This window comes from Streptomyces tateyamensis (assembly GCF_003205575.1).
GTDB classification, from domain to species: domain Bacteria; phylum Actinomycetota; class Actinomycetes; order Streptomycetales; family Streptomycetaceae; genus Kitasatospora; species Kitasatospora tateyamensis.
This window is the reverse complement of record NZ_PYBW01000045.1, coordinates 50520-76298: the sequence shown is the minus strand read 5'-3', so window position 1 is coordinate 76298 and position 25779 is coordinate 50520. Positions and strand designations below refer to the sequence as shown.

Genomic DNA, 25779 nt, shown 5'->3' with positions numbered 1-25779 from the left:
GGACGCAGGTGTTCTATCTCCGGCTGGTCAGGGGCTACCGGGTCGTCGACCTGGGCCGCTGGTTGCTCACCTCCGTGGCGGCGGCCGTGGTCGCCGCCTTCCTGCTGCGCGCGCTGGGCCGGGCGCTGAGCGACCCGCCCGGCGCCCACTCGGCGCCCGAGCGGCTGCTCTGGTGCCTGCCCCCGCTGCTGGCGGTGGCCTGGTTCGCCGCGGTGGCGGCCCGCGCGCTGCCCGCCCAGCGCGCCGAGCGGATCGCCGGGCTGCGGGCGGCCGGCGCGGGCCCGGTGCGGCTGCGGCTGCTGATCGCCGGCGAGATCGCGCTGGCCTGCGCGGCCGGCGCGGTGGTCAGCCTGCTGCTCTTCCTGGTGCTGCGCAACAACATCGCCGGGCCCGGCCTGGCACCCGAGCTGGGGATGGGCGATCCGCTGCCGCCCGCCGCACCGGTCGCACTGGTCGCGCTGCTCCCGCTGGTCGGTGGCGTGGCGGCGGTCTGCGCGGTGCCCGGGCGGGACGCGCTGCCGCAGACCCGGCCGGCCGTCACCGCCGCCCCGTTCGGCCTGCCGCGCATCCTGCTGGCCGGGCTGCTCACCTTCGGCGGCACCTTGACCGAGCTGTACGCGCTGCGCCCGGCGGCCGCCGAGGACCCGCGCCCGCTGCAACTGCCGGCCGACCTCGGGCACACCAACGCGCTGCTGCTCGGCGGCTGGGCGGCGGCCACCCTCGGCGCGGCGCTGCTCACCGGGCCGCTGCTGGCCGGGGTCGGCCGACTGCTCGCCCTGGGCCGCCCCGGTGCCCGCCGGCTGCTGGCCGGGCGGGGGCTGGCCGCGCTCGCGCCCCGGCTCGGCACCCCGCTGGCGGTGCTCGCGCTGACCCTGGCCGTGGTGCTCACCGCGGTGCGGCACTGGGTGGCGCCCGGTGCCTCGGGCACCGGGCCGCTGCCGGCCGCCGAGGCGCTGCTGGTCATCGGCTGCGCCTCGGCGGCCGTGGTCGCCCGGCTCACCGAGCTGCGGGCCGCCCGCCGCCCGGTCGGTGCGGCCCTGCTGCGTCTGGGCGCCGCACCCCGACTGCTGGCCGCCGCCACCCTGCTGCGCTGGGCGCTGGCCGGGCTGGTGCTGCTGGCCACCGGCGGGCTGACCGCCGTGCTCGGCGCCGCGCTGCTGACCTGAGGCCGACCGCTCGGCTCAGCCCGCCGCGGCGAGCTGGCCGCAGGCGCCGTCGATCTCCTGGCCGCGGGTGTCGCGGACCGTGGTCGGCACCCCGTGCGCCTCCAGCCGGCGGACGAACTCGCGCTCGTCCTCGGGCCGGGAGGCGGTCCACTTGGAGCCGGGCGTCGGGTTCAGCGGGATCAGGTTGACGTGCACCCGGTGGTTCTTGATCAGCCGGCCCAGCAGGTCGGCCCGCCAGGCCTGGTCGTTGATGTCCTTGATCAGCGCGTACTCGATGGAGATCCGCCGGCCCGACTTCTCGGCGTAGTTCCACGCGGCGTCCAGCACCTCGGCCACCTTCCAGCGGGTGTTCACCGGCACCAGCTCGTCACGCAGCTCGTCGTCCGGCGCGTGCAGCGACAGCGCCAGCCGGCAGCTGAGCCCCTCGTCGGCCAACCGGTGCATGGCCGGCACCAGGCCGACGGTGGAGACCGTGATGCCGCGCTGGGACAGGCCGAAACCGTCCGGCGCCGGGTCGGTGAGGCGGCGGATCGAGGCCAGCACCCGGTTGTAGTTGGCCAGCGGCTCGCCCATGCCCATGAAGACCACGTTGCTCAACCGGGCCTCACGGCCCGGGATCTCACCGCTCTTCAGGGCCCGCATCCCGGCCGCGATCTGCTCGACGATCTCGGCGGTGGACAGGTTGCGGGTCAGCCCCGCCTGCCCGGTGGCGCAGAACGGGCAGTTCATCCCGCACCCGGCCTGCGAGCTGATGCACATGGTGACCCGGTCCGGGTAGCGCATCAGCACGGACTCGACCAGGGTGCCGTCGAACAGCCGCCAGAGCGTCTTGCGGGTCGTGTCCTCGTCGCAGGAGACGTGCCGCACCACCGACATCAGCTCCGGCAGCAGCTCACCGGTCAGCTTCTCCCGGCTGGCCGCCGGGATGTCCGTCCAGGCCGACGGGTCGTCGGACAACCGACCGAAGTAGTGGTTGGACAGCTGCTTGGCGCGGAACGGCTGCTCGCCGAGCTCGGCGACGGCCGCCTTCCGTGCGGCGGGGTCGAGGTCGGCGAGGTGTCGCGGGGGCTTGGCGCCGCGCGGCGCGACAAAGGTGAGTTCTCCAGGTGCAGGCATGGTTCATCAAGTGTCGCAGATGCGGCGCGGGCCCCGGACGGCCCTTGCCGTCCGGGGCCCGTCGAGGCACGGGTGCTGCGGGTCAGCTGCCGACGAAGGCGGCCAGCAGCATCCAGACCACCGGCGCGGTGGGCAGCAGCGAGTCCAGGCGGTCCATGATGCCGCCGTGGCCGGGGAGCAGGGTGCCCATGTCCTTGATCCCCAGGTCCCGCTTGATCATCGACTCGGCGAGGTCGCCCAGGGTGGCGATCAGCGCGGCACAGCCGCCGAGCACCAGGCCCTGCCACCAGTGGCCGTCCTCGATGATCCACTGCATCAGCAGCGCGCCGGCCAGCATCGACAGGCCGATGCCGCCGGCCAGCCCCTCCCGGGTCTTGCCGGGGCTGATCGTCGGCGCCAGCTTGGTGCGCCCGAACTTGTACCCCACCGCGTACGCCCCGGTGTCACTGCAGATGGTGACCACCAGGAAGAGCACGATCCGCTGCGGACCGTCGTGCGCGGCCAGCATCAGCGCCACGAAGGTGGCCAGGAACGGCACGTAGAAGGCGGTGAAGACACCTGCCGTTATATCCCGCAGGTAGTTCTCCGGGGCTTCCTTCATCCGCCAGATCATCAGCGCCAGCGCGGTCAGCGCCAGCGCCGCCGCGGCGCCCTGCGGGCCGATCCAGTACCCGGTGGTGAGCATCGCCACGCCGCCCAGCAGCAGCGGCAGCTGGGCGACGTGGATCCCCTTGCGCTCGGCCAGCCGGCTGGTCAGCTCGTAGCTGCCGACGGACACCGCCGCCACCACCACGGCCAGGAACAGCACCTTGACCACGAACAACGAGGCGATGATCACCGCCCCGAGCCCGAGCCCCACCCCTATCGCGGCGGGCAGGTTGCGGCCGCCCCGCTGCTTGCGGGGCTGCTGCGGCTGGGGCTCGGCCACCGGACTCTCCTGCGGGGGTGCGGACTCGGTTGCGCCCCTGGTGCCTGGGGCGTTCGGGGCGTCGTTCATCAGACCTCGAGGAGCTCGGCTTCCTTGTGCTTCAGCAGCTCGTCGATGCTCGCCACGTACTTGGCGGTGACGTCGTCGAGCTCCTTCTCGGCCCGGCGCACCTCGTCCTCGCCGGCCTCCTTGTCCTTGACCAGCTTGTCCAGGGCGTCCTTGGCCTTGCGCCGGATCGCGCGCATCGAGACCTTGGCGTCCTCACCCTTGCTGCGCGCCAGCTTGATGTACTCCTTGCGGCGCTCCTCGGTCAGCTGCGGGAAGTTCACGCGGATCATGCTGCCGTCGTTGGAGGGGTTCACCCCCAGGTCCGAGTCGCGGATCGCCTGCTCGATGTTGCGCAGCGCGCTCTTGTCGAACGGGGTGATGACCGCCATCCGCGGCTCCGGCACGGAGAAGGAGGCGAGCTGGTTGATCGGGGTGGGGGCGCCGTAGTACTCGGCCACGATCTTGTTGAACATCGCCGGGTGGGCCCGGCCGGTCCGGATGGCGGCGAAGTCGTCCTTGGCGACCGCCACGGCCTTCTCCATCTTCTCCTCGGCCTCGAGGAGGATCTCTTCGATCACAGTCTGCTCCCTGTCCGGTTGCCCGTGGCGTTCAGCGCCCGTGGCGTACTGATAGGCCCCACCGTGCTCCGGCGGGGCGCGGTTGACGACTGCTCAGGCCCGGACGGAATCCTGGCTGATGAGTGTGCCGATCTTCTCATTCCTCACGGCGCGAGCGATATTGCCCTCCGCCAGCAGCTCGAAGACCAGGATCGGCAGGCCGTTGTCCTTGCACAGGGTGATCGCGGTCAGATCCGCGACCTTGAGGTCACGGGTGATGACCTCGGCGTACTCCAGCGCGTCGAACCGCACCGCATCCGGGTTGGTCCTGGGGTCGGAGTCGTAGACGCCGTCCACCCCGTTCTTGCCCATCAGCAGCACCTCGGCGTGGACCTCCAGGGCGCGCTGCACGGCGGTGGTGTCGGTGGAGAAGTAGGGCATGCCCATACCGGCACCGAAGATGACCACGCGGCCCTTCTCCAGGTGGCGGATGGCCCGCAGCGGCAGGTACGGCTCGGCGACCTGGCCCATGGTGATCGCGGTCTGGACCCGGGTCTCGATCCCTTCCTTCATCAGGAAGTCCTGCAGCGCCAGGCAGTTCATCACGGTGCCGAGCATGCCCATGTAGTCCGAGCGGGCCCGGTCCATGCCGCGCACCTGCAGCTCGGCGCCGCGGAAGAAGTTGCCGCCGCCGATGACCACCGCCACCTCGGTGCCCTGTCGGACCACCGTGGCGATCTCGCGAGCGATCTTGTGCACGACGTCGGGGTCGACGCCGAGGCCGCCTCCGCCGGCGAACGCCTCACCGGACAGCTTGAGCAGAACACGACGGCGAGTGCCGTCCTGCGCGGTCTCCTGCGTCTCCTGCATGGACTTCTCCTTCTGCACCTGCTGGTTCACGGGCCCGGGCGTACGGTGCCCCGGCCCGCGCGTACACGCGAGGAGGCCACTGCCGCGGGAACCGGTACGGTCTCCTGCACGGCAATGGCCTCCTCGTCGTTCTGGTGCCGACTCACTGGTTCACAGTTGCGGCGGCGGTTCCTACCTTAGGCCGGAACCGGGTGAACGTGGCTCAGGCGCCGACGCGGAAGCGGGCGAAGCGCTTGAGGGCGACGCCGTTCTCCTCGAGGACCTTGGCGACGGTCTTCTTGTTGTCCTTGGCGAAGGCCTGCTCCAGGACCGAGTTCTCCTTGACGAAGCCGGTGACGCGACCCTCGACGATCTTCGGCAGGGCAGCCTCGGGCTTGCCCTCCTCGCGAGCGGTGGCCTCGGCGACGCGGCGCTCGTTCTCGATGTCCTCGGCCGGGATGTCCTCGCGGGACAGGTACTTCGGCGCGAAGGCGGCGATGTGCTGCGCGACGTCCTTGGCGACCTCCGCGTTCTCCTGGTCCAGCTCGACCAGGACGCCGATGGCCGGCGGCAGGTCCGGGTCGGTCTTGTGCAGGTAGACCGCGACGAAGCCGTCACCGTCGTACTGCGCGAAGCGACGGAAGACGATCTTCTCGCCCAGGCTCGCGTTGGCCTCGTCCACGAACTGCTGGACGGTCTGGCCGGCGGCGATCTCGGAGGCCAGGGCGGTCTCCAGGTCGGCCGGGGAGGTGGCGGCCACGTGGGCGGCGATCGCGTTGGCGACCTCGACGAACTTGCCGCCCTTGGCGACGAAGTCGGTCTCGCAGTTCAGCTCGACCAGCACGCCGGACTTCTTGTCGTCGGCGATGATGGCGGCGACGGCACCGTTGGAGGCGTCGCGGCCCTCGCGCTTGGCGACGCCCTTCTGGCCCTTGATGCGCAGGAGCTCAACGGCCTTCTCGACGTCGCCCTCGGCCTCGTCGAGCGCCTTCTTGCAGTCCATCATGCCGGCGCCGGTGAGCTCACGGAGCTTCTTGACGTCCGCGGCGGTGAAGTTCGCCATGGTGTGAATCTCTTCTCGCGTCTCGCGTGTCTGCGGGGTGGGTGTGCCGGGGCTGGTGGTTCAGCCCCGGCACGTGGAGAGAGGGGCACTCGCCGGTACCCACCGGCGACTGCCCCTCACCCTCAGTACGTCAGGCCTGCTCGGCCTCGGCGGCCGGAGCCTCGGTGGCCTCGGCGGCGGGGGCCTCGGTGGCCTCGGCAGCCGGAGCCTCGGTGGCCTCGGCCTCGGCGGCGGGGGCCTCGGCGGCCTTGTTCTCACCGGTGGCCAGGAGGTCCTGCTCCCAGTCGGCCAGCGGCTGGCCGGCGCCCGGCTCGGCCTTGACATCGCCCTTGGCAACACCGGCGCGGGACTTGAGGCCCTCGGCGACGGCGTCGGCGATCACCCGGGTGAGCAGGGTGACGGAGCGGATCGCGTCGTCGTTGCCCGGGATCTTGTAGTCGACCTCGTCCGGGTCGCAGTTGGTGTCGAGGATGGCGACGACCGGGATGTTGAGCTTCCGGGCCTCGCCGACCGCGATGTGCTCCTTCTTGGTGTCCACGATCCACACGGCGCTCGGAACGCGCTGCATGTCGCGGATACCGCCGAGGGTCTTCTCCAGCTTGTCGTGCTCGCGCTGGAGGACCAGGAGCTCCTTCTTGGTGAGGCCGGAGCCGGCCACGTCCGTGAAGTCGATCTCGCCGAGCTCCTTGAGGCGCTGCAGACGCTTGTAGACGGTGGAGAAGTTGGTCAGCATGCCGCCGAGCCAGCGCTGGTTCACGTAGGGCATGCCCACGCGGGTGGCCTGCTCGGCGATGGCCTCCTGGGCCTGCTTCTTGGTGCCGACGAAAAGGACGCTGCCGCCGTGGGCAACGGTCTCCTTGACGAACTCGAACGCGCGGTCGATGTAGTTCAGCGACTGCAGCAGGTCGATGATGTAGATGCCGTTGCGCTCCGTGAAGATGAAGCGCTTCATCTTCGGGTTCCAACGACGGGTCTGGTGACCGAAGTGGACGCCGCTCTCCAGCAGCTCCCGCATCGTGACAACGGCCATGGCCGTGTACTCCTCGTGTTACGCCCGGTGCGTTGGTGCTGCCCCCGCCTGGGGACACTCGGCAACTACCGGGTCAGCTCGGTTTTCCGCGGCGGTCGGGCGACCGCCACGCCTGACGCCCCGACGTGCCGAGCCGTCCGGGCCTGGCGGCGGTGGAGCCGCGGCAGGCTCGGCTGGACCGAGCGGCACTCGCACCTGGCGGGGGCGGCGGTGGGCCGCGTCCTACCGGTGGCGGGGCGTGCGAAGTCGACCCGGCGGACCGGGTCGCGTGAGAAGTGTACGGGAAGGGCCGAGGGACCGGCGACTCTGCACGCTGCGGGGGCGGGCGGACGGGTGGCGGTGGTCCGGTGGTTGTCCACAGGGGCGGGGTTGTCCACAGGTTTCGAGGTGAGGGTGGTCACGGCGGCCAGCGGGGCGGAACCTCGCTGGCATGACGAGCACGAGGAACAAGAGGAACGCAGGGAACGCGCGCACGCCGGGGAAGGCGAGCACGCCGGGGAAGCTGGCGCTGGCGCTGGTGGTGCTGCTCTGGCTCGGGCCTCCGGCGGTGGCCAACGCGACGGCCGGCCCCACGGTCCGCTCAATGGCCGGCTCGACAGCTCGCTCGATGGCCGGCCCGACAGCCCGCTCGATGGCCGGCTCGGCGATCGGTTCCGGAGTCGGCGCCGCGCCCGGTGCGAGGTCGGCGGCCGGGCTCGGTCCGCCCGGGGCCGGGCTCAGCTCCGGGGGCGGGCTGAGTCCCGGGGGCGGTCGGGCCTGGCCCGTGGGCGGGCCCGCCGGAGTGCGGCAGCGGTTCGCGCCGCCGCCTGTGCGGTGGGCCGCCGCACACCGCGGGGTGGATCTGGCCGCCGAGGAGGGGGTGGCGGTGCGGGCCGCCGCACCCGGGGTGATCGGCTTCGCCGGGCAGGTGGCCGGGCGCCCGGTGGTGACGGTGCTTCACCCCGGCAGTGGTAGCCCGCCGCTTCGCACCACGTACCTCCCGGTGGCCGACGCGCCACCGGTCGGCACGGCGGTCGCGGCCGGCCAGCAGATCGGGCACCTGGCGCCCGGGGCCGGCCACTGCGCGACGGGCTGTCTGCACTGGGGGCTGTTGCGCGGCGAGCGGTACCTCGACCCGCTGGCCCTGCTGGGCTCGGGTCAGGCGCGGTTGCTGCCGCTGCACTCGGCGGCCGCGACCGCGGCAGCCGAGGTGACCGGGGTGGCGGACCCGGCCAGCCCGTGGAGTGCGAGGGCCACGGCGGCGTCGGCGATCAGCGCCCGCTCCTCGGACGAGCGGCCCTCGGACCGCTTCACCGCGGCCTCCACCACGCCCTGCAGCAGTGCCGCTACCAGTTGCGGGCGCTGGTGGCCCAGTTCGTCGAGCGCCTCGACCACCAGGCCGACCAGGCCCTCGTGCGCGGCGCGGATCCGGGCTCGGGCCGCCTCGTCCAGCTCCAGCGCGGAGAGCGCGACGATGGCGCGGTGCCGCGGGTCACCGGCCAGCTCCAACTGGCCTCGGACGTAAGCCTCCAGCCGACTGGGTGCGCCGTCCCGGGCGGCCATCCCGGCTTCGATCTCGGCAGCCCAGAGTGGGAAGTCGGCCTCGCAGAGCTGCTCGACCACGTGCGCGCGGGACCGGAAGTACTCGTACACCGAGGAGCGGGCCAGGCCGGTGCGGGCTGCCAGGGCGGGGAAGGTCAACGCCTCCATGCCGCCCTCGGTCAGCAGTACCCGGGCCGCGTCGAGGAGGGCGGCCCGCTGAAGTCGACGGTGCTCGGCCAGGGAGGCGGCTCTGATCTTCGGCACCCTCCCACTGTACGGAGCGGGTGGGCCAGTCAGGTTCACCTCCCGGCCAGCACCGCAGGCGGGCCGGAGCGGTCAGGGGTCAGCGCAAATCGGTCATCTTCGCCCGCAACTGCAGCACGGATTTGGTGTGGATCTGACTGACCCTGCTCTCGGTCACCCCGAGCACCTGGCCGATCTCGGCGAGCGTGAGGCCCTCGTAGTAGTAGAGGGTCACCACGGTCTTTTCGCGCTCGGGCAGCGTGTTGATGGCGCCGGCCAGCAACTTGCGCAGCTCGCGGTCCTCGGCCACCTCGACCGGGTTCGCGGCTCCGGTGTCCTCCAGGGTGTCCATCAGGCTGAGCCGTTCGCCGCCGTCGCCGACCGGGTGCAGCAGCTCGTCCAACGCCACCACATTGGCCAGCGAGAGTTGGCTGAAAATCGCGTGCAGTTCCTCCAGTGCGATGCCCATCTCCGCGGCCACCTCGGGCTCGTGCGGGGTCCGCCGCAGCCGGGCCTCGAGCGCGGCGTAGGTGCGCTCGACCGCCTTGGCCTTCTGCCGCACCGAACGGGGGATCCAGTCGAGCGCCCTCAGCTCGTCGATGATCGCGCCACGGATCCGGCTGATCGCGTACGTCTCGAACTTGATCGCCCGGTCCGGGTCGAACTTCTCGATCGCGTCGATCAGTCCGAAGACACCGGAGGAGACGAAGTCCGCCTGCTCGACGTTGGCAGGCAGGCCGACCCCGACCCGGCCGGCCACGTACTTCACCAGGGGCGAGTAGTGCAGGATCAGCTGCTCGCGCAGCCGCTGGTCCCCGGTGGTCTTGTAGGTGCGCCACAGGGACTCCAGCGCACTGCGCTGCACCGCCTCGGGAGACGGGGAGGCGGGCGGGGACGGCACGGCCGCCGACCCCGCCGCCGTTGGCGCGGTCGCCGTGGGACCGGCCACCGTGGGACCGACGGTCGCGGGACCGGCCGCCGCAAGACCTGCGGTCGCGGGACCCGCCGTCGCAGGGCCGGCCACCGTAGGACCGGCCACCGTGGGACTGGTGGCACCGGGCGCGGCGGCACTCGGCTCGGTGTCGCCAGGCTCAGTGTCGCCGGGCTCGGTGACTCGAGCCTCGGCAGTACGCGGTCCCGGGGTACGCGGGCCCGAGCTGCGAGGCGCGGGCGGAGGCGGCCCCGCCGGGGGGCTCGGGAGTCGGGACGCGGGCGGTCGACCCACCACACCCGGCGCGGGCGTCTCGGCGGCAGCCGTCTCGGCAGCGGGCGTCCCAACGCCGGGCGCAGTGCCCGGATCCGAACCGTTTCGTGGCGCGGGAGTGACCGCCGTACCGGCAGCCGTCCGGGTCGGTGGCGGCACCGAGCCCAGGCCACCGGGCTTGCCGGACTTCACGGCCTTGACCTTCTTCCCCGGGGCTTTCGGCTTCCCGGCGCGCCCGCCCTTGAGGGCCGGGCCGGGCAGTGTGGCCGGGGCCCGGGCGGTGATCAGGGTGAGCGGCCCGCCGAGCGGCGCGACCGGAGCTGGTACCGGGACCGGAACCGTCCGGGGCGGCACACCGCCCAGCACCGAGACCGCGTCAGCCCTTGAACCAGCCATGCTCGTGCCTCCCGTGACCAATCCGTCCGCACCCAGAGGCGCACCCGCTCCCACACCGTCCACACCGCCCCCCGGCCCGACTCGCTCCAGCCCCCGCACCTCCGCACCGCCGACCAGACCCGCCCCGACCACGCCCGTACCGCCGAGGCCGAGGCCGACTCCGGCGCCGACCACCCCGCCGACGGGGCCCGCAGCACCGGCCTCGCCCACCACCGCCGCGCCACTGCCGCCGACGCGGCCGGTAGCTGCGGGACCGCCAGCTGCGCGGTCACCGACCGAGCCATCACCGACCGAGCCTTCTCCCGCCGAACCACCGCCGGCCAGGCCGGCGCCACCGGGCGGACTCCCATTGAGACCCGCAGTAGCTCCTTGACTCACCCTCAGCTGCCCGCCAGGACCGCCGGCCGGTTTCGCCCTGACCGCTCCCCCCGCCGCCCCCCCTGTCTGCTGTCCCCCTACCTGTCCCCCCACTGTTCCCCCCGCCGTCGCGGACCTGCCCTGGGCCTCCAGGCCAGGCTGCTCGCCCGTGGCCGCGCGAAGTTGACTACCGACTCCTCCCGGGAGCCGGCGGGCACTGGTCGCCCCGTGTCCGGGAATGTGTGTGGGCATACGTGGGTCTGCGCCGTTCTGCCGAGTCATGTGCTGATAGGGAAGCCATAGCGAGCGTAGCGTGACCGAGTCGATGCACTGTGCTACCACCACCTGGCCGTCGCCCGTTCTGGTGGCGTTCACTCCGACGCGCGAACGCGCGCACCGTGTTCGACGCGGTCGGCGCGCTCCCCGCCCGCAGGCGCAGGGCCGCCTGGGCAGCTCGGGCGGCACCTGCGAACGCACCAACGATCACCAACGACTGCCGGGCCCTGACGGTGCGTCGCCTGTCGCCGCGTCACTCTCCAGTGCGACTCGGCACGATTCGCCAGTGCGAACCGGTCCGTTCCACGAACCCGAGCGAGCAGAGCTCGTAGAGCTGCTTGAGCACCACGTCCATCGACAGGGCGGTCCGCACGGCCAGGGCAGCGACCGGCACCCCGGCCACCCCGGCCGGGATCGCCTCCAACACCCGGGCCGCCGCCGGCGCCAACAGGTCACGCGGCCGGGGCACCGAGCGGCGCGGCGGCGGCAGGTCCGCTCCGACCGCACCGATCAGCTCGATCACCTCCGCCGCGCTGGTGACCAAGGTGGCCCCACCGCCGCGGAGCAGTTCGTGCACACCGACCGAGAGCTCCGAGGTGATCGGGCCGCACACCCCCATGGTGTGCCGGTTCAACTCGATTGCCCGTCGCGCCGTGCTCAGCGCCCCGCTGCGGTGCGCCGCCTCGACCACCACCGTCCCCCGGGTGAGCGCCGCCAGCACCCGGTTGCGCAACACGAACCGGAACCGGTTCGGGTGCTCCCCCGGCGGGTGCTCACTGACCAGCTGCCCCTGCTCCCGGATCCGCCGGATCAGGCCGCTGTGGCCCCGCGGGTACTCCACGTCCACCCCGGAGGCGAGCACCGCGACCGTCATCCCGCCGACGGCGAGGGCGCCGCGGTGCGCGGCCGCGTCTACCCCGTAGGCGGCCCCGGAGCAGACCACCCAGCCCCGCTCGGCGAGCGCGGCCCCCAGCTCGGTGGCCACGTGCGCCCCGTACTCCGTGCACGCCCGGGAGCCCACCACCGCCACCGAGCGCAGCGCGAGCAGCCGCAGGGACCCCGTCCCCACCACCCAGAGCCCGATCGGCGCCGCCTCCCCGAGGTCCGCCAGCTGGCTGGGCCACTCCGGATCGTCCGGAATCAGGAAGCGCCCGCCGAGCGAAGTCACCCGCGCCAGGTCCGCAGCCGGGTCCAGCCCGGCCAGCCGCTCGCGCAGCGCCGCCCGGCGCACCTGATCGATCCTCAGCTCCGGATGGCGCGCCCCGCGCCGCAGCAGCTCCAGCAGCGCGAAGGCGGATCTGGTGGCCAGCCAGCGGCCGATCACGGCTGTGCCCGGCTCGACCAACCTGGTCAGGGCGGCCCGGGCCAGCCGCTCCTGATCGGGCGTCGGTACCGGCAACCCGGCCGACCCGGCACCGGGCAGGGCCTCCTGATCCCCGGTCACAGCGGACCGTCCAGCGAGCGCACGTCCGACGGGAAGCCGCGCCGCAGCCCCAGCGCGGTGCGCAGCTCGCCCGCCCCCGGCACGTCCCGGCCGCCGAGGTCGGCCACCGTCCAGGCGACCCGCAGCACCCGGTCCAACCCGCGCGCGGTGAGCAGCCCACGCTCCATCTCCCGCTCCGCCTCCGCCAGCGCGGCGGGCTCCGGCCGCCAACGCGAGCGCAGCTCCCGCCCGGGCACCTGGGCGTTGGTCCGCCACGGCGTCCCGGCGAACCGCGCGGCGGCCCGGTCCCGGGCCAGCCGCACCCGCTCGGCCACCACCTCCGTCCGCTCGGCGTGCCGGTCCCGCTCCAGCAGCTCCGCCCTGGTCACCGGCTCCACCTGGACCCGCAGGTCCACCCGGTCCAGCAACGGCCCGGACAGCCGCCCCTGGTACCGGCTCACCATCACCGGGGTGCAGTCGCACCCCTCACCGCGCCGCGAGTACCGCCCGCACGGACAGGGGTTGGCCGCCAGGCAGAGCAGGAAGTTGGCGGGCAGCCGCAGCGACCCCGCCGAGCGGGCTACCACGACCTCGCCCGACTCCAACGGCTGGCGCAACGCGTCCAGCACCCGGACCGGGAATTCCGGCGCCTCGTCCAGGAAGAGCACGCCGCGGTGGGCCAGCGAGACCGCGCCGGGGCGCGGCAGGCCGCTGCCGCCGCCGATGATGGCGGGCATCGTGGTCGAGTGGTGCGGGGCGCAGTAGGGCGGCAGGTTGACCAACGGGCGGCCCGGCGGCAGCAGGCCCGCCACCGAGTGCACCGCCGTCACCTCCAGCGCCTCGGTCCTGGTCAGCGGCGGCAGCAGCCCGGGCAGCCGCTCGGCGAGCATCGTCTTGCCGGCTCCGGGCGGCCCCTTGAGGTACAGGTGGTGGCCGCCGGCCGCCGCGATCTCCAGCGCCACCCGGGCCTCGTGCTGGCCGGCCACGTCCGCCAGGTCGGGACCGAACTCCGGGTCGGCCCCGGGCCGGCGCACCGCGGTGCCCGGCAGCAGCAGGCCCGCCATCAGCGGATCGGGCGTACCGGACATCGGGTCGGGCGGCTCCTCGGGCACCGGCGCGTCGGTGAGCACCGCGATCAGCTGGCGCAGGCTGCGCACGCCGAGGACCGAGACGCCCGGTACCAGGGCCGCCTCGGCCGCCGTCTGCTCGGCCACCACCACCCGGCGGAACCCGCTCTCGGCCGCCGCCAGCACCGAGGGCAGCACCCCGCGGACCGGGCGGACCCGGCCGTCCAGCCCCAGCTCCCCGATGATCAGCAGGTCGGCGATGGCAGGCGGCGGCAGCCGCTCGGCCGCCGCGAGCACCGCGCAGGCCACCGCGAGATCGAAACCGCTGCCGCTCTTGGGCACCGAGGCGGGGCTGAGCCCGACGGTGAGCTTGCGCTGCGGCCAGGCCTCGCCGCTGTTGGAGACCGCGGCCCGCACCCGGTCCCGGGCCTCGCTGAGCGCCTTGTCCGGCAAGCCCACCAGGGTGAAGGCCGCCACCCCCGGCTCGAGGTCGGCCTGCACCTCGACCACCACACCGTCCACCCCGAGCAGGGCCACCGAGCACGTCCGGGCGAAGGCCACTCAGACCACCCCCCGCAGGTGCTCCACCTGGGCGGCACCGGTCGGCGGGCGGACCACCGAGACCAGGTCGATCCGCACCCCGCCGGGCGGCAGCACCGCGGCGCGCTCGCCCGCGGCCCCACCCGGCAGCCCGGCAAGCCGGGCGAAGTGCGCCGGCCAGCGCTCGGCCAGCCAGCGCTCCGCCAGGACACGCAACCGCTCGGCCTTGACCGGCCCCAGCGCCTCGGCGGGCTGCTGGAAGGACCCCTCGGACCTGGTCTTGACCTCGCAGACGGCCACCGTGTCCCCGTCCAGGGCGACGATGTCCAGCTCTCCCTGGGTACAGCGCCAGTTGCGCTCCAGGACCCGCAGCCCGTCCTGCCCGAGTCGGCGGACGGCCACCTCCTCGCCGTACCGGCCGAGGGCCTGCTGTGCGTTCTGCACCGCGATCACCTCCGGTCACGGAGGTTGCCGCGCCGGGGCCCGACGCACCATCAGCAGCCCGGAACCTGTGGACAACCCGGGGCCTGTGGACAGCACAGGAAGTCAGAACGCGGGAAACCGGAACGCCGAAAGCCAGGCCGCCAGAAGTCAGAACGCGGGAAACCGGAACGCCGGCGGCCAGAACGCCGGACACCCGAACGCCGGAGGTCGAACCGCCGGAAGGGCGCACCGCCAGCAGGCGAATCGCGAGCAGCGAACCCCGGAGGACGCACGCACCCCAGGGCCCGACGCCGCGTCAGCTCCCGAACCCCGCCTCGTCCGACGGCAGCTCCAGGTCGCTCTTCGCGAGCTCCTCGATGTTCACGTCCTTGAAGGTCAGCACCCGCACCTTGCGGACGAACCGGGCCGGCCGGTACATGTCCCAGACCCACGCGTCGGCCATCGAGACCTCGAAGAACACCTCGCCCTGCACCGAGTGCACCTGCAGCTCGTAGTCATTGGTGAGGTAGAACCGGCGCTCGGTCTCGATCACGTACTTGAACAGCCCGACGACGTCCTTGTACTCCCGGTAGAGCTTGAGCTCCATCTCGGTCTCGTACTTTTCGAGATCTTCCGCACTCATCCAGGCGTCCCCTCAGCTCCGTCAGGTCCATCCCCATTGTGGACCACGGCACCTCCTCGCAGAGCGTTATCGCGCGCTTGCCCGGGGCGGCACCCGCTCGGCGGCCAACCGGGCCAGCAGCCGGGCCAGCCCCTCGGGGTAGACCGGCTCCTCGGCGCCGGCCGCCCCGGCCAGCTCGGCCAGGGTCCACCAGCGCGCTTCCAGCAGGTGCTCGCGCTCCTCGGGAGCGCTGCCGGAGCTGTCCATGTCGGCCGTAGCGGGCGCCTGCCCGGTGCGGGCCAGGAAGAACACCTGCCACTGCTCGTACGGGTGCCCGTCGAACGTGAAGACCGCCACCTCCTCGGCCACCTGCGGGCCCAGCTCGATCCCGGTCAGCCCGGTCTCCTCGGCCAGTTCGCGCAGCGCGGCCGCCCGCGGCTCCTCCCCCGGTTCCAGCCCGCCGCCGGGCGCGAACCACCAGGTCCGGGACGGGTCGGCCGGGTCCGACCCGCGCAACAGCAGCACCCGGTCGGCCGCGTCCAGCAGCAGCACCCGGGCTGCCCTGCGCCGCCGCACCTCGGGTCCGGTCACCGCCACCTCCACTGGTCCCGCACCGCTCGGCCCCCGGTGGCCCGGCCACTCAGCCCCGGAGGCCCCGGAGGCCCCGGAGGACGCTCAGCCCCGCCGGTGTCCCCGGAGGGTCAGCGCCGCCGCCGCGCCCACCGCACCACCGCCGCTGCCGGCGTGGTGAGCGAGACCAGCACGATCACCGCGGTCCCCGCCAGCATCGCCCAGATCAGCGGCATCAGCGGCCCGGGCTGCCCCGCGGCCGGCCCGGGCAGGGCGTCGAAGGCCGTCGTGCGCGACGCCGTCCGCCAGTGCCCGAACGGCCAGACGGTCGCCGCCACCCGCCCCGACACCCCGTCGACCGGGATGCTGCCGGCCAACTGGTCCAGGTGCACCCGGGAGTCCAGCGAGCCGAGCCGGTTGTCGCCCAGCACGAACAGCCGGCCCGCCGGCACCTGGGCGTTGAAGGTCTGGTGCAGTTGCTGCTGCGCGACGCCCGCAAGGCTGCCCCCGGCGTCCCCGGCGCTCCCGGACGGCTGGGCCGTGAGCAGCCCGTCGGCCAGGTACGGCTCGGTCACCGGCACCCCGTTGACGGTGATCCGGCCCTGCGGATCGCAGCAGACCACGGTGTCGCCGCCGACCCCGATCACCCGCTTGACCAGGGTCTCGTCTCCCCACTGCGGGTCCTTGAAGACCACGATGTCCCCGCGCCCTACCGCCGCCTTGCCCAGTGGGTGGACCAGCACGGTGTCTCCGGCGGCGATCGTCGGCGACATCGAGGCGGTCGGCACGAAGCTGGGCCGGTACTCGACGGCGGTCAGCACGAAGCCGCCGACCAGCAGGACCAGGCCCACCGTCAGCGCGATCCCCTGCAGTACTCCCCAGAGCCGGCGGCTGCGCGGCGCGGGGGCGGGCGCGGCCGGGGCAGCGGCGGGGCCGGGTGCTTCGTCGGCGAGGCTGCTCATCGGGGACCGTCCAGGGAGGCGAGGGGCCGGACACGGCAGCGGGCCGTGGCACGTCCGAGCAGATTACTCGTCGGTACCACGGCCCGCGCAAGGCCCTACACCGGATCGGGACCCAGCCCGTCCGGCACCGAACCGGTCAGCTCGGCACCCGCCCGGTCCGCCTCGTCCCGGTCAGCTCGGCACCAGCCCCGTCGGCATCGCCCCGGTCAGGACGACGCCGCCCTCAGACCTGCTCGCGCCGGCGGCGCAGCCACCAGGCAGCCGGCAGCGCCCCGGCCACGGCCAGCGCCGGAGGCGCCACCGCGCCCGCGGCCGACAGGCCCTTCTGGCCGAACGTCGACGGCACCGGAAGCGTCGACCAGTGGTTCAGCGGCCAGGCCACCACGAAGGCGCGCCCCACCACGTTGTCCACCGGCACGCTGCCGCCACCGGGCTGGTCCATGTGGTAGCGCGAGTCCAGCGAGTCGTCGCGGTGGTCGCCCATCACCCAGAGCCGGCCCGAGGGGACCTTGACCGGCCCGAACGGCTTGTTGCCGCAGGCGCCGAGCTCCGGGTTGGAGTCGAACACGTACGGCTCGTTGAGCGCGACGCCGTTGACCTTCAACGGCCCGTTGCCCTGGCACTCGATGGTGTCGCCACCGACTGCCACCACCCGCTTGATCAGGTCCTTCTCGTTGGCCGAGGGCATCAGGCCGATGAAGCTCAGCACGTCCTGGATGCCGCGGACCACCGGGTTGGAGCTCTCCTGAGAGGGCACCTCACCGAGCCAGCCGCCCGGGTCGTGGAAGACCACCACCTCGCCGCGGTCCGGCTTGGCGCCGAACCAGGGCGTCAGCTTGTCCACCAGCACCCGGTCGCCGACCTGCAGGGTGTTCTGCATCGACTCCGAGGGGATGGAGAAGGCCTGCACGAAGAAGGTCTTGATGACCAGGGCCAGCACCAGGGCGATGCCGATCAGGATCGGCAGCTCCTTCCAGAACGAGCGCTGCTTGCGCTCGACCGGGCGCCGACTGCCCTCGTCATCCGCCAGCGGCTCGGGGCCCGCCGCAGGCGGCTCGGCTCCGTCCGCCAGGTGGTCCCGACCGTGTCCGTCCTCGCCCGGATCCCCGGGGCCGGCGGACTCGGTGGACTGTGCCGTGCGACCGCCCGAGCCCTCGGGCTCGTCGGCTCCGCGGGCACCGATCACCAGATCCCCCACGTCAACTCCTCCCTGCTGTGCGAACGACTGCCGTCCGCGCTCATCAGTCCCGCACAGCGGGCAACGCGCCTGGTACTTCTGCACTTCTCTATCACCCCGGGCGTCCCACCCGGGTCTTCCCACACGCCGGGCGGTCAACCGGAACCAACGCCCGATCACCCCCGCGCCTGCGTCGACGTACCGCCGGCCAAGCCCCCAACATCCCCATAACGAGTGAAGCTTGGGAGAGGTCCGGCCTAGGCCCAACGGATTGACCGGGCGCCGCGGCGGCGACGGCCGGATAGTCGGGTCGGCTGATGGACTGCCAGCGACCCAGCGGCCAGGCGATCATGAAGGCCCGGCCGATCAAGTTCTCCACCGGCACCGTACCCCCGCCGGGCTGGTCCATGTGGTACCGCGAGTCCGCCGACAGGTCACGGTGGTCGCCCATCACCCACAACCGCCCCTGGGGCACCGTGACCCGGAACGGGTTGCGCGAGGGCGGGTTGCCCGGCGCCAGGTAGGGCTCCGCGATCGGGGTGCCGTTGACCGTGATCCGGCCCTGCGGATCGCAGCAGACCACGGTGTCGCCGCCGACCCCGATCACCCGCTTGATCAGGTCCTGCTCGTTGTCCGAGGGCAGCAGGCCGACGTAACCGAAGGCCTCCTTGACCCCGCGGGCCAGCGGCCCGTCGGTGCTGGTGCGGTGCTCGTTCTCCAGCCAGCCCCCCGGGTCCTTGAAGACCACCACGTCGCCGCGGTGCGGGGTACTGCCGAACCACGGCGTCAGCTTGTCCACCAGCACCCGGTCGCCGATTTGGATGGTCTGCTCCATCGACCCGGACGGGATCACGAAGACCTGCACGAAGAAGGTCTTCAGGGCCAGCGCGATCAGCAGCGCGACCACCGCGATGATCGGCAGTTCGCGCAGCAGCGAGCGCCGGCCGCGCCGGGCCGCGCGCTTGGCGGTGCGCCGGCGCTCGGCCCGGCCGCGGGCCGGTACCGGCTCGTCCAGTTGCACCGGCTCGGCGGCCTGGCCCCTACCCCTGGTCCCCACGGCCACCGGTCCCCCCTGCCGACGCGCCTGCCGGAGCGAGGGCGGCGAAGCCGGCCGGCCGGTCCAGCGAGCGCCAGTGCCCCAGCGGGAAGACCACCCACGCGGCCCGGCCGATCACCTTGCGCACCGGCACGAAGCCGCCGCCCGGGTCGCCCAGGTGGTCGCGCGAGTCGCGGGAGGCGCTGCGGTGGTCACCGAGCAGGAAGAGCTCGCCGGGCGGCACCTGGATGTCGAAGCCCACGCTTGACGGTGCGTCACCCGGGAACAGGTAGTCGGACTCGGCCAGCCGCACGCCGTTGACGGTCAGCGCATCCGCACCGGCCCGGTAGGTCACCCGGTCCCCGCCGACCCCGATCACCCGCTTCACGAAGACCGTGCCGCCCCCGTCGCCCAGGCCCAGCGCACCGGCCAGCTTGTCCAGCTCGGCGCCGATCCCCCCGGGGTTGTCGCCGCCGGGCACGAAGGAGTCGGTGCCGTCGAAGACCACCACGTCACCGCGGTGCACGGAGCCGCCGAACTGGTAGGCCAGCTTGTTGACGATCAGCCGGTCGCCGGGCCGCAGGGTGTTCTCCATCGAGGCCGAGGGCACCGCGAAGGGCTGCGCCACGAAGGCGTTCAGCAGCAGGAGCACCAGCACGCACAGGGCGCCCAGCTTGGCCAGGTCGCGCAGCCGCCAGCCACCGGTCGGCGACGCGTCGTCCTCGGACACCGCTTTGGGCACCGTTTCGGACGCCGCGGCTTCGTCGGAGGCGGACGCTTCACCGGACGACGCCGGCCCTTCGCCGGGCGTTGAAGCCTCGCCGGGCGCTGACGCCTCGCCGGGCGCTGACGCCTCGTCGGGCGCCGCGGTCAGGAGCGCCCCGGAAACGGCCGCGGACCGCGACGGCTCGTCCGTACCCGAAGGTGCGGCGGTGCCGTCGCGGTCCGCGATCGGTTCTTGCGTGCTCATCGGGCTGAGCTTAGCGGCCCCGGATGAGCGTGCTGTACTCCCGGGGCGACCCGGGGACAGCGGATCAGCGGTCGCGCTTCTCCTTGATCTTCGCGGCCTTGCCGCGCAGGTCACGCAGGTAGTACAGCTTGGCGCGACGGACGTCACCGCGGGTGACGACCTCGATCTTCTCGACGACCGGGGTGTGCACCGGGAAGGTGCGCTCCACGCCGACGTTGAAGCTCACCTTGCGGACGGTGAAGGTCTCACCGATGCCCGCACCGTGGCGGCGGATCACGACGCCCTGGAAGACCTGGACACGGGAGCGGCTGCCCTCGATGACCCGAACGTGGACCTTCAGGGTGTCACCGGCGCGGAAGGCCGGGATGTCGGTGCGCAGCGAGGACGCGTCGACAGCAGCGAGCTTGTTGCTCATGTTGCTCTCCATCGCGGGCGCCACGGGCCGCCCACGGAAATTCGTCACGATGGGTTGGTGCTGCGGGTCACCTCGGCCCTGGGCGGCTCCCCCGTGGCGGGGACACCGGACCACCGGCTCCCACGGTGGGGAGCCCGGCGACAGACAACAGCCGCCTATTCTTCCACAGCACCGGCTGTCGGACGAAATCGGCCGGCCGCCTCGTCCCAGCTCAGCCCGAGCGCGGCCAGCGCCGCCCGCTCCTTCTTGTCGAAGCCGCCCAGCTGCCAGCGCCCGACCAGGTCGGGCCGGTTGGCCAGGGTGCGGGCGAAGGCCTGCTCGCGGCGCCAGCGGGCGATCAGCCCGTGGTTGCCGCTGAGCAGCACCTCGGGCACCTCGCGGCCGCGCCACTGGGCGGGCTTGGTGTACACCGGGCCCTCCAGCAGGTCGGCCATCGCCCCCGGTGCGAAGGAGTCGTCCCGGTGCGACTCGGCGTTGCCCAGCACCCCGGGCAGCAGCCGGGCGATCGCCTCCACCATCACCAGCACCGCGACCTCGCCGCCGGCCAGCACGTAGTCGCCGATCGAGGTCTCGACCACCGGCATCCGGGTGGCCGCCTCCTCGATCACCCGCCGGTCGATCCCCTCGTACCGGGCCGGCGCGAAGGCCAGCCACGGGCGGGCGGCCAGCTCCTGGGCCAGCTCCTGGGTGAACGGCACGCCGCTCGGGGTGGGCACCACCAGGGTGGGCACCTGGTCGGCGGGCCCGGCCGCGAGCACCGCGTCCAGCGCCTCGCCCCAGGGCTCCGGCTTCATCACCATGCCGGGGCCGCCACCGTAGGGGGTGTCGTCCACCGTGCGGTGCACGTCGTGGGTCCAGGAGCGCAGGTCGTGCAGGTGCACGTCGAGCCGGCCGCGGGCCCGGGCCTTGCCGACCAGCGAGACGTTCAGCGGCTCCAGGTACTCCGGGAAGATGGTGACGACGTCGATCCGCGTGCTCTCGGTCACCGGGGCTGCTCCGGACCGCCGTCGACCACCGCGTCGACCCCGTCCACCAGTCCGGGCGGCGGGGTGATCACGCAGCGCTGCTCGGCCAGGTCGATGGTCGGCACGATCTGCTCGACGAACGGGATCAGCACCTCGGTGCCGTCCGGCCTGGTCACGGTCAGCAGGTCCTGGTACGGCAGGTGGACCACCTCGGTCAGCTCGCCGACCGGAGTGCCGTCGGCCAGCACCACGTCCAGGCCGATCAGCTGGTGGTCGTAGTACTCGTCCTCTTCCTCGGGACGCTCGTCCGGGTCCACCTCGGCGATCAGCATGGTGTTGCGCAGCGCCTCGGCGGCGGTGCGGTCCTTGACCCCGGCGAACCGGATCAGCAGCCGGCCGCTGTGCACCTTGCCGGACTCCACGGTCAGCGGGCCGATCGCGGCCGGGTCGGTGGCCAGCACCGCACCGGGGCCGAGCCGCAGTTCCGGCTCGTCGGTGCGGACCTCCACGAAGACGTCCCCCCTGATGCCGTGGGCACGGCCGATCCGGCCGACGACGAGCTGCACGGTGCACTCCTGAGCACTAGTACGCGAAACGGGACCGGCCGGGACGCATCGAGGCGTCCCGGCCGGTCCACGAGCAGACGACGGTGATCGTTCGTCAGCGGATGTCGTCCACGTCGACCAGGTCGACGCGGACGTTGCGACCGCCGAGCGCTCCCACCACGGTGCGCAGCGCACGCGCGGTGCGGCCGCCACGGCCGATCACCTTGCCGAGGTCATCGGGGTGCACGCGCACCTCGATGGTGTTCCCGCGACGCAGGTTGCGCTGGCGCACCTGCACGTCGTCGGGGTGCTCGACGATGCCCTTCACCAGGTGATCGAGGGCGTCCTCGATCACGGTCAGGCCTCGGTGGAAGCGGCGTCGGCCTCAGCCTCGGCCTTGTCCGACTTCTTGGCCTTCGGGGTGATGGCGACACCGGTGGTGGCGTCCTCGAAGCCGGCGACGGCCTTGGCGAACAGGTGCGAGAAGTCCTCGACCTTGGGCTCGGCAACCAGCAGCGGCGCCGGGGCCGGCAGGCCCTTGAACTTCTGCCAGTCGCCGGTCAGCTTCAGGATCGCGAGCACCGGCTCGGTCGGCTGGGCGCCGACGGACAGCCAGTACTGGGCGCGCTCGCCGTCGACCTGGATCTTCGAGGGGTTGTAGGTCGGCTGGTAGATGCCGATCTCCTCGATGGCGCGACCGTCACGCTTGGTGCGCGAGTCGGCGACCACGATGCGGTAGTGCGGGGAGCGGATCTTGCCGAGACGCTTGAGCTTGATCTTGACTGCCACGGGAGTGGATTCTCCTGAGAGTTGACGTGGGTGAGCGGCCGTACGCCACGTGGGGTTGTGGGGTCGGCCGTTCCGGTGACACGCCAGCCAGGGGAGAGAGGGTCCACAGGCTGTCGGGTATCAGCCATCCATTGTGCCACAGACGCCGCGCTCCCCCCGACCTCGGGCCGGAGGGAGCGAGCGGGGGGACCGCCGGGGCGATCAGGCGATCTTGAAGGGCTGCTGGCAGGCTCCGCACACGATCGAAGCCTGGGCGAGCACCGAGGGGACCACCCGGACGTTGCGGCCGCAGCCGCAGACGGCCTTGACCCGCACGCCGCCGCCGGAGGAGCCGTGCCGGGCCGCCGGGCCGCGGAAGGTGCGCAGCACCCCGCCGTCCGCCGAGCCGGCCACCGCCTGCTGGTGGGCACCGAGCGCCCGCTCCAGACGCTCGATGGTGGCGGCGTACCGCTCCTGCGTCTCGCTGAGCATGGTCACCTGGGAGAAGCCGCTGCTGGCGTGCGGCTCGACCGGGTGGGCCAGCCCCAGCTCGGAGGCGAGCAGCAGGAAGCGGCGGTTGTGGTAGCGCCCCGCCCGGGAGGTGTCCCGGATGTCGCGGGCCGCGGCCAGGCCGTGGGCGGCCTCGTGCAGCAGCCGCTCGAAGCCGAGCCGGGTGCCGCAGGCCGAGGAGGACTCGCCGATCAGCGCCTCGGGAGAGGCGAGGTCGGGCAGGTCACTGTGATGGGCCTGGATGTCGCTCCAGGCGGCGGCCAGTTCGGCCGCGAGGACGAGGGGCTGTGTCGTGCTCACGCTATGCCAACGAGGGAGTCAGGGCCGATGTTCCAGTTCTGCGCGGTTCCCGGGCTTTCCCCGGAAACTCTCAGCAGGGCGTGACAACGCCCGCGCTGAGCAAGCGAATTCTGACGCAAGACCAACCCCCTCGGTGTCTGCACCCAACGATCCTCGCCGGGTCGGCCGATCTGTGGGCACGGCGGACCGCCATGCCGCTGTGTGCGGCCCGCGCCCCCTGTTTTGACAGGGCCACGGGCCGTACACCGTACCGCTACTCGGGCCGCACGGGGAGTTGACTGGCCAGTAGACGAGACGCTGTCACCTACTGGTTACTCAATTGGCGTGGGGCCATGCCAATCAGTACGCCCGCGCGACGATCGCGATGTTGCCCTCCTGGTCGTACGAGCCGGGCACCGAACCGTCGGCGGCGACCAGGCAGCGCACCGAGACGCCCTGCTCGGCCAGCTTCGCCTCGCCCTCCGGGCCGAGCTCGGCCCAGGAGATCCGGCCCCAGCCGGTGGCGGCGGCCTCGACGCACTCCTCCAGGGTCTTGACGTCCACCGTGCGGGCCTCGCGGCGCTCGCGGGACTGGCGCAGCAGCAGCGCCTGGTCCTCCTCCAGCAGGCCCGGCAGCACCGCGGCCAGCGTGTCGATCTGGACCGGCTCCTTGCCGCCGGGGATCCGGCGGGCCAGCATCGCGGTGCCGGCCTCCAGGTCGCGCGGGCCGACCTCGATGCGCACCGGGACGCCCTTGAGCTCCCAGTCCACCGCGCGGCGGCCGAACGGGGTGTCGGTGCGGTCGTCCACCACGGTGCGGATGCCGGCCGCCTCCAGCTTGGCGCCGATCTCGCGGACCTTGGCGATCACCGCCTCGTCGCCCTTGATGGCCAGCACCACGGCCTGCACGGCGGCCAGCCGCGGCGGTACCCGCAGGCCGTTGTCGTCGCCGTGCGACATGATCAGGCCGCCGACCATCCGGGTGGAGACGCCCCAGGAGGTCTGCCAGACGTGCTCGCGCTCGGCGCCCTGCAGCTGGTAGGTGGTGTTGAAGACCTTGGCGAAGTTCTGGCCCAGCTCGTGGCTGGTGCCCAGCTGCAGCGCCTTGCCGTCGCCCATCATGCCCTCCAGGGTGAGGGTGTTGATGGCGCCGGCGAAGCGCTCCCTGACCGTCTTGCGGCCCAGCACCACGTCGATGCCGAGCACGTTGGTCATGAAGTCGCCGTAGACGTCGGTGTGGATCATCGAGGCGTACTCGCGGGCGTCCTCGTAGGTGGCGTGGGCGGTGTGGCCCTCCTGCCAGAGGAACTCGGTGGTGCGCAGGAAGACGCGCGGCCGCAGCTCCCAACGGACCACGTTGGCCCACTGGTTGATCAGCAGCGGCAGGTCGCGGTGGCTCTGCACCCACTTGGAGAAGTACTCGTTGATGATGGTCTCGGAGGTGGGCCGGACCACCACCGGCTCCTCCAGGTCCTTGCCCCCGCCGTGGGTGACCACCGCGAGCTCGGGGGCGAAGCCCTCGACGTGCTCGGCCTCGCGGGTCAGGTAGGACTGCGGGATGAACATCGGGAAGTAGGCGTTCTGCGCGCCCGCCTTCTTGATCCGCGCGTCCATCTCCTGCTGCATCCGCTCCCACAGGCCGTAGCCGTACGGTCGGATGACCATGGTGCCGCGCACCGGACCGTTGTCGGCCAGCTCGGCCTTGTTGATCAGATCCTGGTACCAGCGCGGGAAGTCCTCCGCCTGGGGGGTGAGAATGGGAGCCTTTGCCATGGCCCGAATCGTACGGTGCCGGGCACCGCGAGCGTGAATCGGTTTCGGCCCGCGGAACCGGGGGGCGCACGCCCGGCGGAGTGAATGCTCCGGCGCGCTCCTCTGGACGGCGTGCCCGGGCGGCTGTTGGCTGGAGCAGGGGCGGGAGAGTCAGGCGGATGTTCCGTACCGGACCGATGGGAGGCCCATCAGATGGCTTCAGCGCACGGCACTGCCCCGGATCTGATCCGGTCCCGGAGTATCGACCAGGCCCGCGAGCAGCGCGCCCGGGACTGGGCGGAGATCCAGGAGCGCACCCTGCTGCCGCTCTACCAGGCGGTGCACGAGCGGGTGGGCCTGGGCGGTGCCAGCAGCCTGCTGGACCTCGGCTGCCGCTCCGGGCTGGCACTGCTGCTGGCCCAGGCGCGCGGTGCCCAGGTGGCCGGGGTGGAGCCGGACGGCCCGCTGCGCGAGCGGGCCCGGGCCCGCCGGCTGCCGGTGGTGGCCGACTCGCACGCCACCCGGACGGCGCACCAGGTGGTGACGGTGCTCGAGCCGCTGCGGCTGGGCGAGCAGGTGCACCGCACGCTGCGCGAGGCGGCCCGGCTGACGCTGCCCGGCGGCGTGGTGGTGCTGGCCGGCCCCGGGCCGGCGGCGCAGGACGACTTCGCGGCGGTGCTGGAGGTGGCACACCGGCGCTCGGGCCGCGGTCGCACGCCGGAGCCGCTGCGCGCGGCGGAGTTGGGCGAGAGCGCGGCGGCGGCGGGGCTGCGCACCGTCGGGCGCGGGCGGGTCGCCTGCCCGTTCGGCTACGCCGACCTGGACAGCGCGCTGCGCGGGCTGCTGGCCACCGGTTGGTACGACCGGGCGATCGGCTGTTCGGGTGAGGCGCTGGTGGCCAAGGAGCTGGCCGAGGCCCTGCACCCGTTCGGCCGGGCGGACGGCACGGTCCGGCTGCACGCCGAGTTCCACTACCTGCTGGCCGTCGGCTCCTGACACGA

The 25779-nt window shown here is 73.0% G+C and carries 26 protein-coding genes and 1 pseudogene; 3 read left to right on the top strand and 24 right to left on the bottom strand.

What is annotated here, in order from left to right; translation table 11 throughout:
* Window positions 1–8 precede the first annotated feature (8 nt).
* Entirely contained in the window at window positions 9–1166 is a 1158-nt protein-coding gene (locus tag C7C46_RS14990; protein WP_110669789.1) for a hypothetical protein, read from the top strand.
* 15 nt (window positions 1167–1181) lie between these two features.
* Here the strand turns inward: C7C46_RS14990 and rlmN are convergent, their stop codons facing one another.
* The 6 genes from rlmN to rpsB all read right to left on the bottom strand — a co-directional run bounded on the left by rlmN (window position 1182) and on the right by rpsB (window position 6757).
* The gene (gene rlmN, locus C7C46_RS14985) at window positions 1182–2282 is read right to left on the bottom strand and encodes a dual-specificity RNA methyltransferase RlmN (RefSeq protein WP_110669787.1); all 1101 of its coding nucleotides are present in this window, start codon (window positions 2280–2282) and stop codon (window positions 1182–1184) included.
* 82 nt (window positions 2283–2364) lie between these two features.
* A complete protein-coding gene (locus C7C46_RS14980) occupies window positions 2365–3279 on the bottom strand; it encodes a phosphatidate cytidylyltransferase (protein WP_110669785.1) in 915 nt (304 codons plus the stop codon).
* Window positions 3279–3836 carry a ribosome recycling factor gene (gene frr, locus C7C46_RS14975; RefSeq protein ID WP_110669783.1) on the bottom strand — a complete coding sequence of 186 codons (558 nt, stop codon included), beginning with the start codon at window positions 3834–3836 and terminating at the stop codon, window positions 3279–3281. Before frr ends, C7C46_RS14980 begins: the two co-directional genes overlap by 1 nt.
* Before the next feature lie 93 nt (window positions 3837–3929).
* Window positions 3930–4685 (bottom strand): UMP kinase, encoded by a 756-nt coding sequence (pyrH, locus tag C7C46_RS14970; RefSeq protein WP_110669782.1) that lies wholly within the window; start codon window positions 4683–4685, stop codon window positions 3930–3932.
* A 202-nt stretch (window positions 4686–4887) separates the two neighbouring features.
* Window positions 4888–5727: a translation elongation factor Ts gene (gene tsf, locus C7C46_RS14965; protein ID WP_110669780.1), complete on the bottom strand. Its 840-nt coding sequence runs from the start codon at window positions 5725–5727 to the stop codon at window positions 4888–4890.
* 130 nt (window positions 5728–5857) lie between these two features.
* Window positions 5858–6757 carry a 30S ribosomal protein S2 gene (rpsB, locus tag C7C46_RS14960; protein WP_110669778.1) on the bottom strand — a complete coding sequence of 300 codons (900 nt, stop codon included), beginning with the start codon at window positions 6755–6757 and terminating at the stop codon, window positions 5858–5860.
* Window positions 6758–7187: 430 nt separating this feature from the next.
* Here rpsB and C7C46_RS14955 point away from each other — a divergent pair.
* Window positions 7188–7862: pseudogene (locus C7C46_RS14955) on the top strand (M23 family metallopeptidase); the annotation flags it as partial.
* A 32-nt stretch (window positions 7863–7894) separates the two neighbouring features.
* Here C7C46_RS14955 and C7C46_RS14950 read toward each other — a convergent pair.
* The 18 genes from C7C46_RS14950 to proS form a co-directional block, all read right to left on the bottom strand.
* The gene (locus C7C46_RS14950) at window positions 7895–8518 is read right to left on the bottom strand and encodes a TetR/AcrR family transcriptional regulator (RefSeq protein ID WP_110669819.1); all 624 of its coding nucleotides are present in this window, start codon (window positions 8516–8518) and stop codon (window positions 7895–7897) included.
* A 103-nt stretch (window positions 8519–8621) separates the two neighbouring features.
* Window positions 8622–9422, bottom strand: coding sequence for an RNA polymerase sigma factor WhiG (gene whiG, locus C7C46_RS14945; RefSeq protein WP_110669776.1), 801 nt, complete (start codon window positions 9420–9422; stop codon window positions 8622–8624).
* 1585 nt (window positions 9423–11007) lie between these two features.
* Complete coding sequence (gene dprA, locus C7C46_RS14940; RefSeq protein ID WP_110669774.1) at window positions 11008–12198, bottom strand: DNA-processing protein DprA; 1191 nt, start codon at window positions 12196–12198, stop codon at window positions 11008–11010.
* The gene (locus C7C46_RS14935; RefSeq protein WP_110669771.1) at window positions 12195–13805 is read right to left on the bottom strand and encodes a YifB family Mg chelatase-like AAA ATPase; all 1611 of its coding nucleotides are present in this window, start codon (window positions 13803–13805) and stop codon (window positions 12195–12197) included. Before C7C46_RS14935 ends, dprA begins: the two co-directional genes overlap by 4 nt.
* On the bottom strand, window positions 13806–14237 hold the full coding sequence (locus C7C46_RS14930; protein WP_425470071.1) for a YraN family protein: 432 nt from the start codon (window positions 14235–14237) through the stop codon (window positions 13806–13808).
* A 286-nt stretch (window positions 14238–14523) separates the two neighbouring features.
* The gene (locus tag C7C46_RS14925) at window positions 14524–14850 is read right to left on the bottom strand and encodes a DUF2469 domain-containing protein (protein ID WP_110669769.1); all 327 of its coding nucleotides are present in this window, start codon (window positions 14848–14850) and stop codon (window positions 14524–14526) included.
* 66 nt (window positions 14851–14916) lie between these two features.
* The gene (locus C7C46_RS14920) at window positions 14917–15420 is read right to left on the bottom strand and encodes an NUDIX hydrolase (protein ID WP_181442355.1); all 504 of its coding nucleotides are present in this window, start codon (window positions 15418–15420) and stop codon (window positions 14917–14919) included.
* A 110-nt stretch (window positions 15421–15530) separates the two neighbouring features.
* Window positions 15531–16361 (bottom strand): signal peptidase I, encoded by an 831-nt coding sequence (gene lepB / locus C7C46_RS14915; RefSeq protein ID WP_110669767.1) that lies wholly within the window; start codon window positions 16359–16361, stop codon window positions 15531–15533.
* A gap of 223 nt (window positions 16362–16584) precedes the next feature.
* A complete protein-coding gene (gene lepB / locus C7C46_RS14910) occupies window positions 16585–17559 on the bottom strand; it encodes a signal peptidase I (protein WP_110669764.1) in 975 nt (324 codons plus the stop codon).
* Window positions 17560–17650: 91 nt separating this feature from the next.
* On the bottom strand, window positions 17651–18595 hold the full coding sequence (gene lepB / locus C7C46_RS14905; RefSeq protein WP_425470070.1) for a signal peptidase I: 945 nt from the start codon (window positions 18593–18595) through the stop codon (window positions 17651–17653).
* The gene (gene lepB / locus C7C46_RS14900; RefSeq protein ID WP_245984423.1) at window positions 18579–19304 is read right to left on the bottom strand and encodes a signal peptidase I; all 726 of its coding nucleotides are present in this window, start codon (window positions 19302–19304) and stop codon (window positions 18579–18581) included. Before lepB (C7C46_RS14900) ends, lepB (C7C46_RS14905) begins: the two co-directional genes overlap by 17 nt.
* 304 nt (window positions 19305–19608) lie before the next feature.
* A complete protein-coding gene (rplS, locus tag C7C46_RS14895) occupies window positions 19609–19959 on the bottom strand; it encodes a 50S ribosomal protein L19 (protein ID WP_110669758.1) in 351 nt (116 codons plus the stop codon).
* A 155-nt stretch (window positions 19960–20114) separates the two neighbouring features.
* Entirely contained in the window at window positions 20115–20945 is an 831-nt protein-coding gene (trmD, locus tag C7C46_RS14890; RefSeq protein ID WP_110669756.1) for a tRNA (guanosine(37)-N1)-methyltransferase TrmD, read from the bottom strand.
* Window positions 20942–21490, bottom strand: a complete 549-nt coding sequence (gene rimM, locus C7C46_RS14885) for a ribosome maturation factor RimM (protein WP_110669754.1) — start codon at window positions 21488–21490, stop codon at window positions 20942–20944. Before rimM ends, trmD begins: the two co-directional genes overlap by 4 nt.
* 94 nt (window positions 21491–21584) lie before the next feature.
* Window positions 21585–21824 (bottom strand): RNA-binding protein, encoded by a 240-nt coding sequence (locus C7C46_RS14880; protein WP_110669752.1) that lies wholly within the window; start codon window positions 21822–21824, stop codon window positions 21585–21587.
* Window positions 21825–21826: 2 nt separating this feature from the next.
* Complete coding sequence (rpsP, locus tag C7C46_RS14875; RefSeq protein WP_110669750.1) at window positions 21827–22258, bottom strand: 30S ribosomal protein S16; 432 nt, start codon at window positions 22256–22258, stop codon at window positions 21827–21829.
* A gap of 201 nt (window positions 22259–22459) precedes the next feature.
* A complete protein-coding gene (locus C7C46_RS14870) occupies window positions 22460–23047 on the bottom strand; it encodes a hypothetical protein (protein ID WP_110669748.1) in 588 nt (195 codons plus the stop codon).
* 339 nt (window positions 23048–23386) lie between these two features.
* Window positions 23387–24799 carry a proline--tRNA ligase gene (gene proS, locus C7C46_RS14865; RefSeq protein WP_110669746.1) on the bottom strand — a complete coding sequence of 471 codons (1413 nt, stop codon included), beginning with the start codon at window positions 24797–24799 and terminating at the stop codon, window positions 23387–23389.
* A 192-nt stretch (window positions 24800–24991) separates the two neighbouring features.
* Here proS and C7C46_RS14860 point away from each other — a divergent pair, with 192 nt between their 5' ends.
* Window positions 24992–25774: a class I SAM-dependent methyltransferase gene (locus tag C7C46_RS14860; RefSeq protein ID WP_110669744.1), complete on the top strand. Its 783-nt coding sequence runs from the start codon at window positions 24992–24994 to the stop codon at window positions 25772–25774.
* Window positions 25775–25779 lie beyond the last annotated feature (5 nt).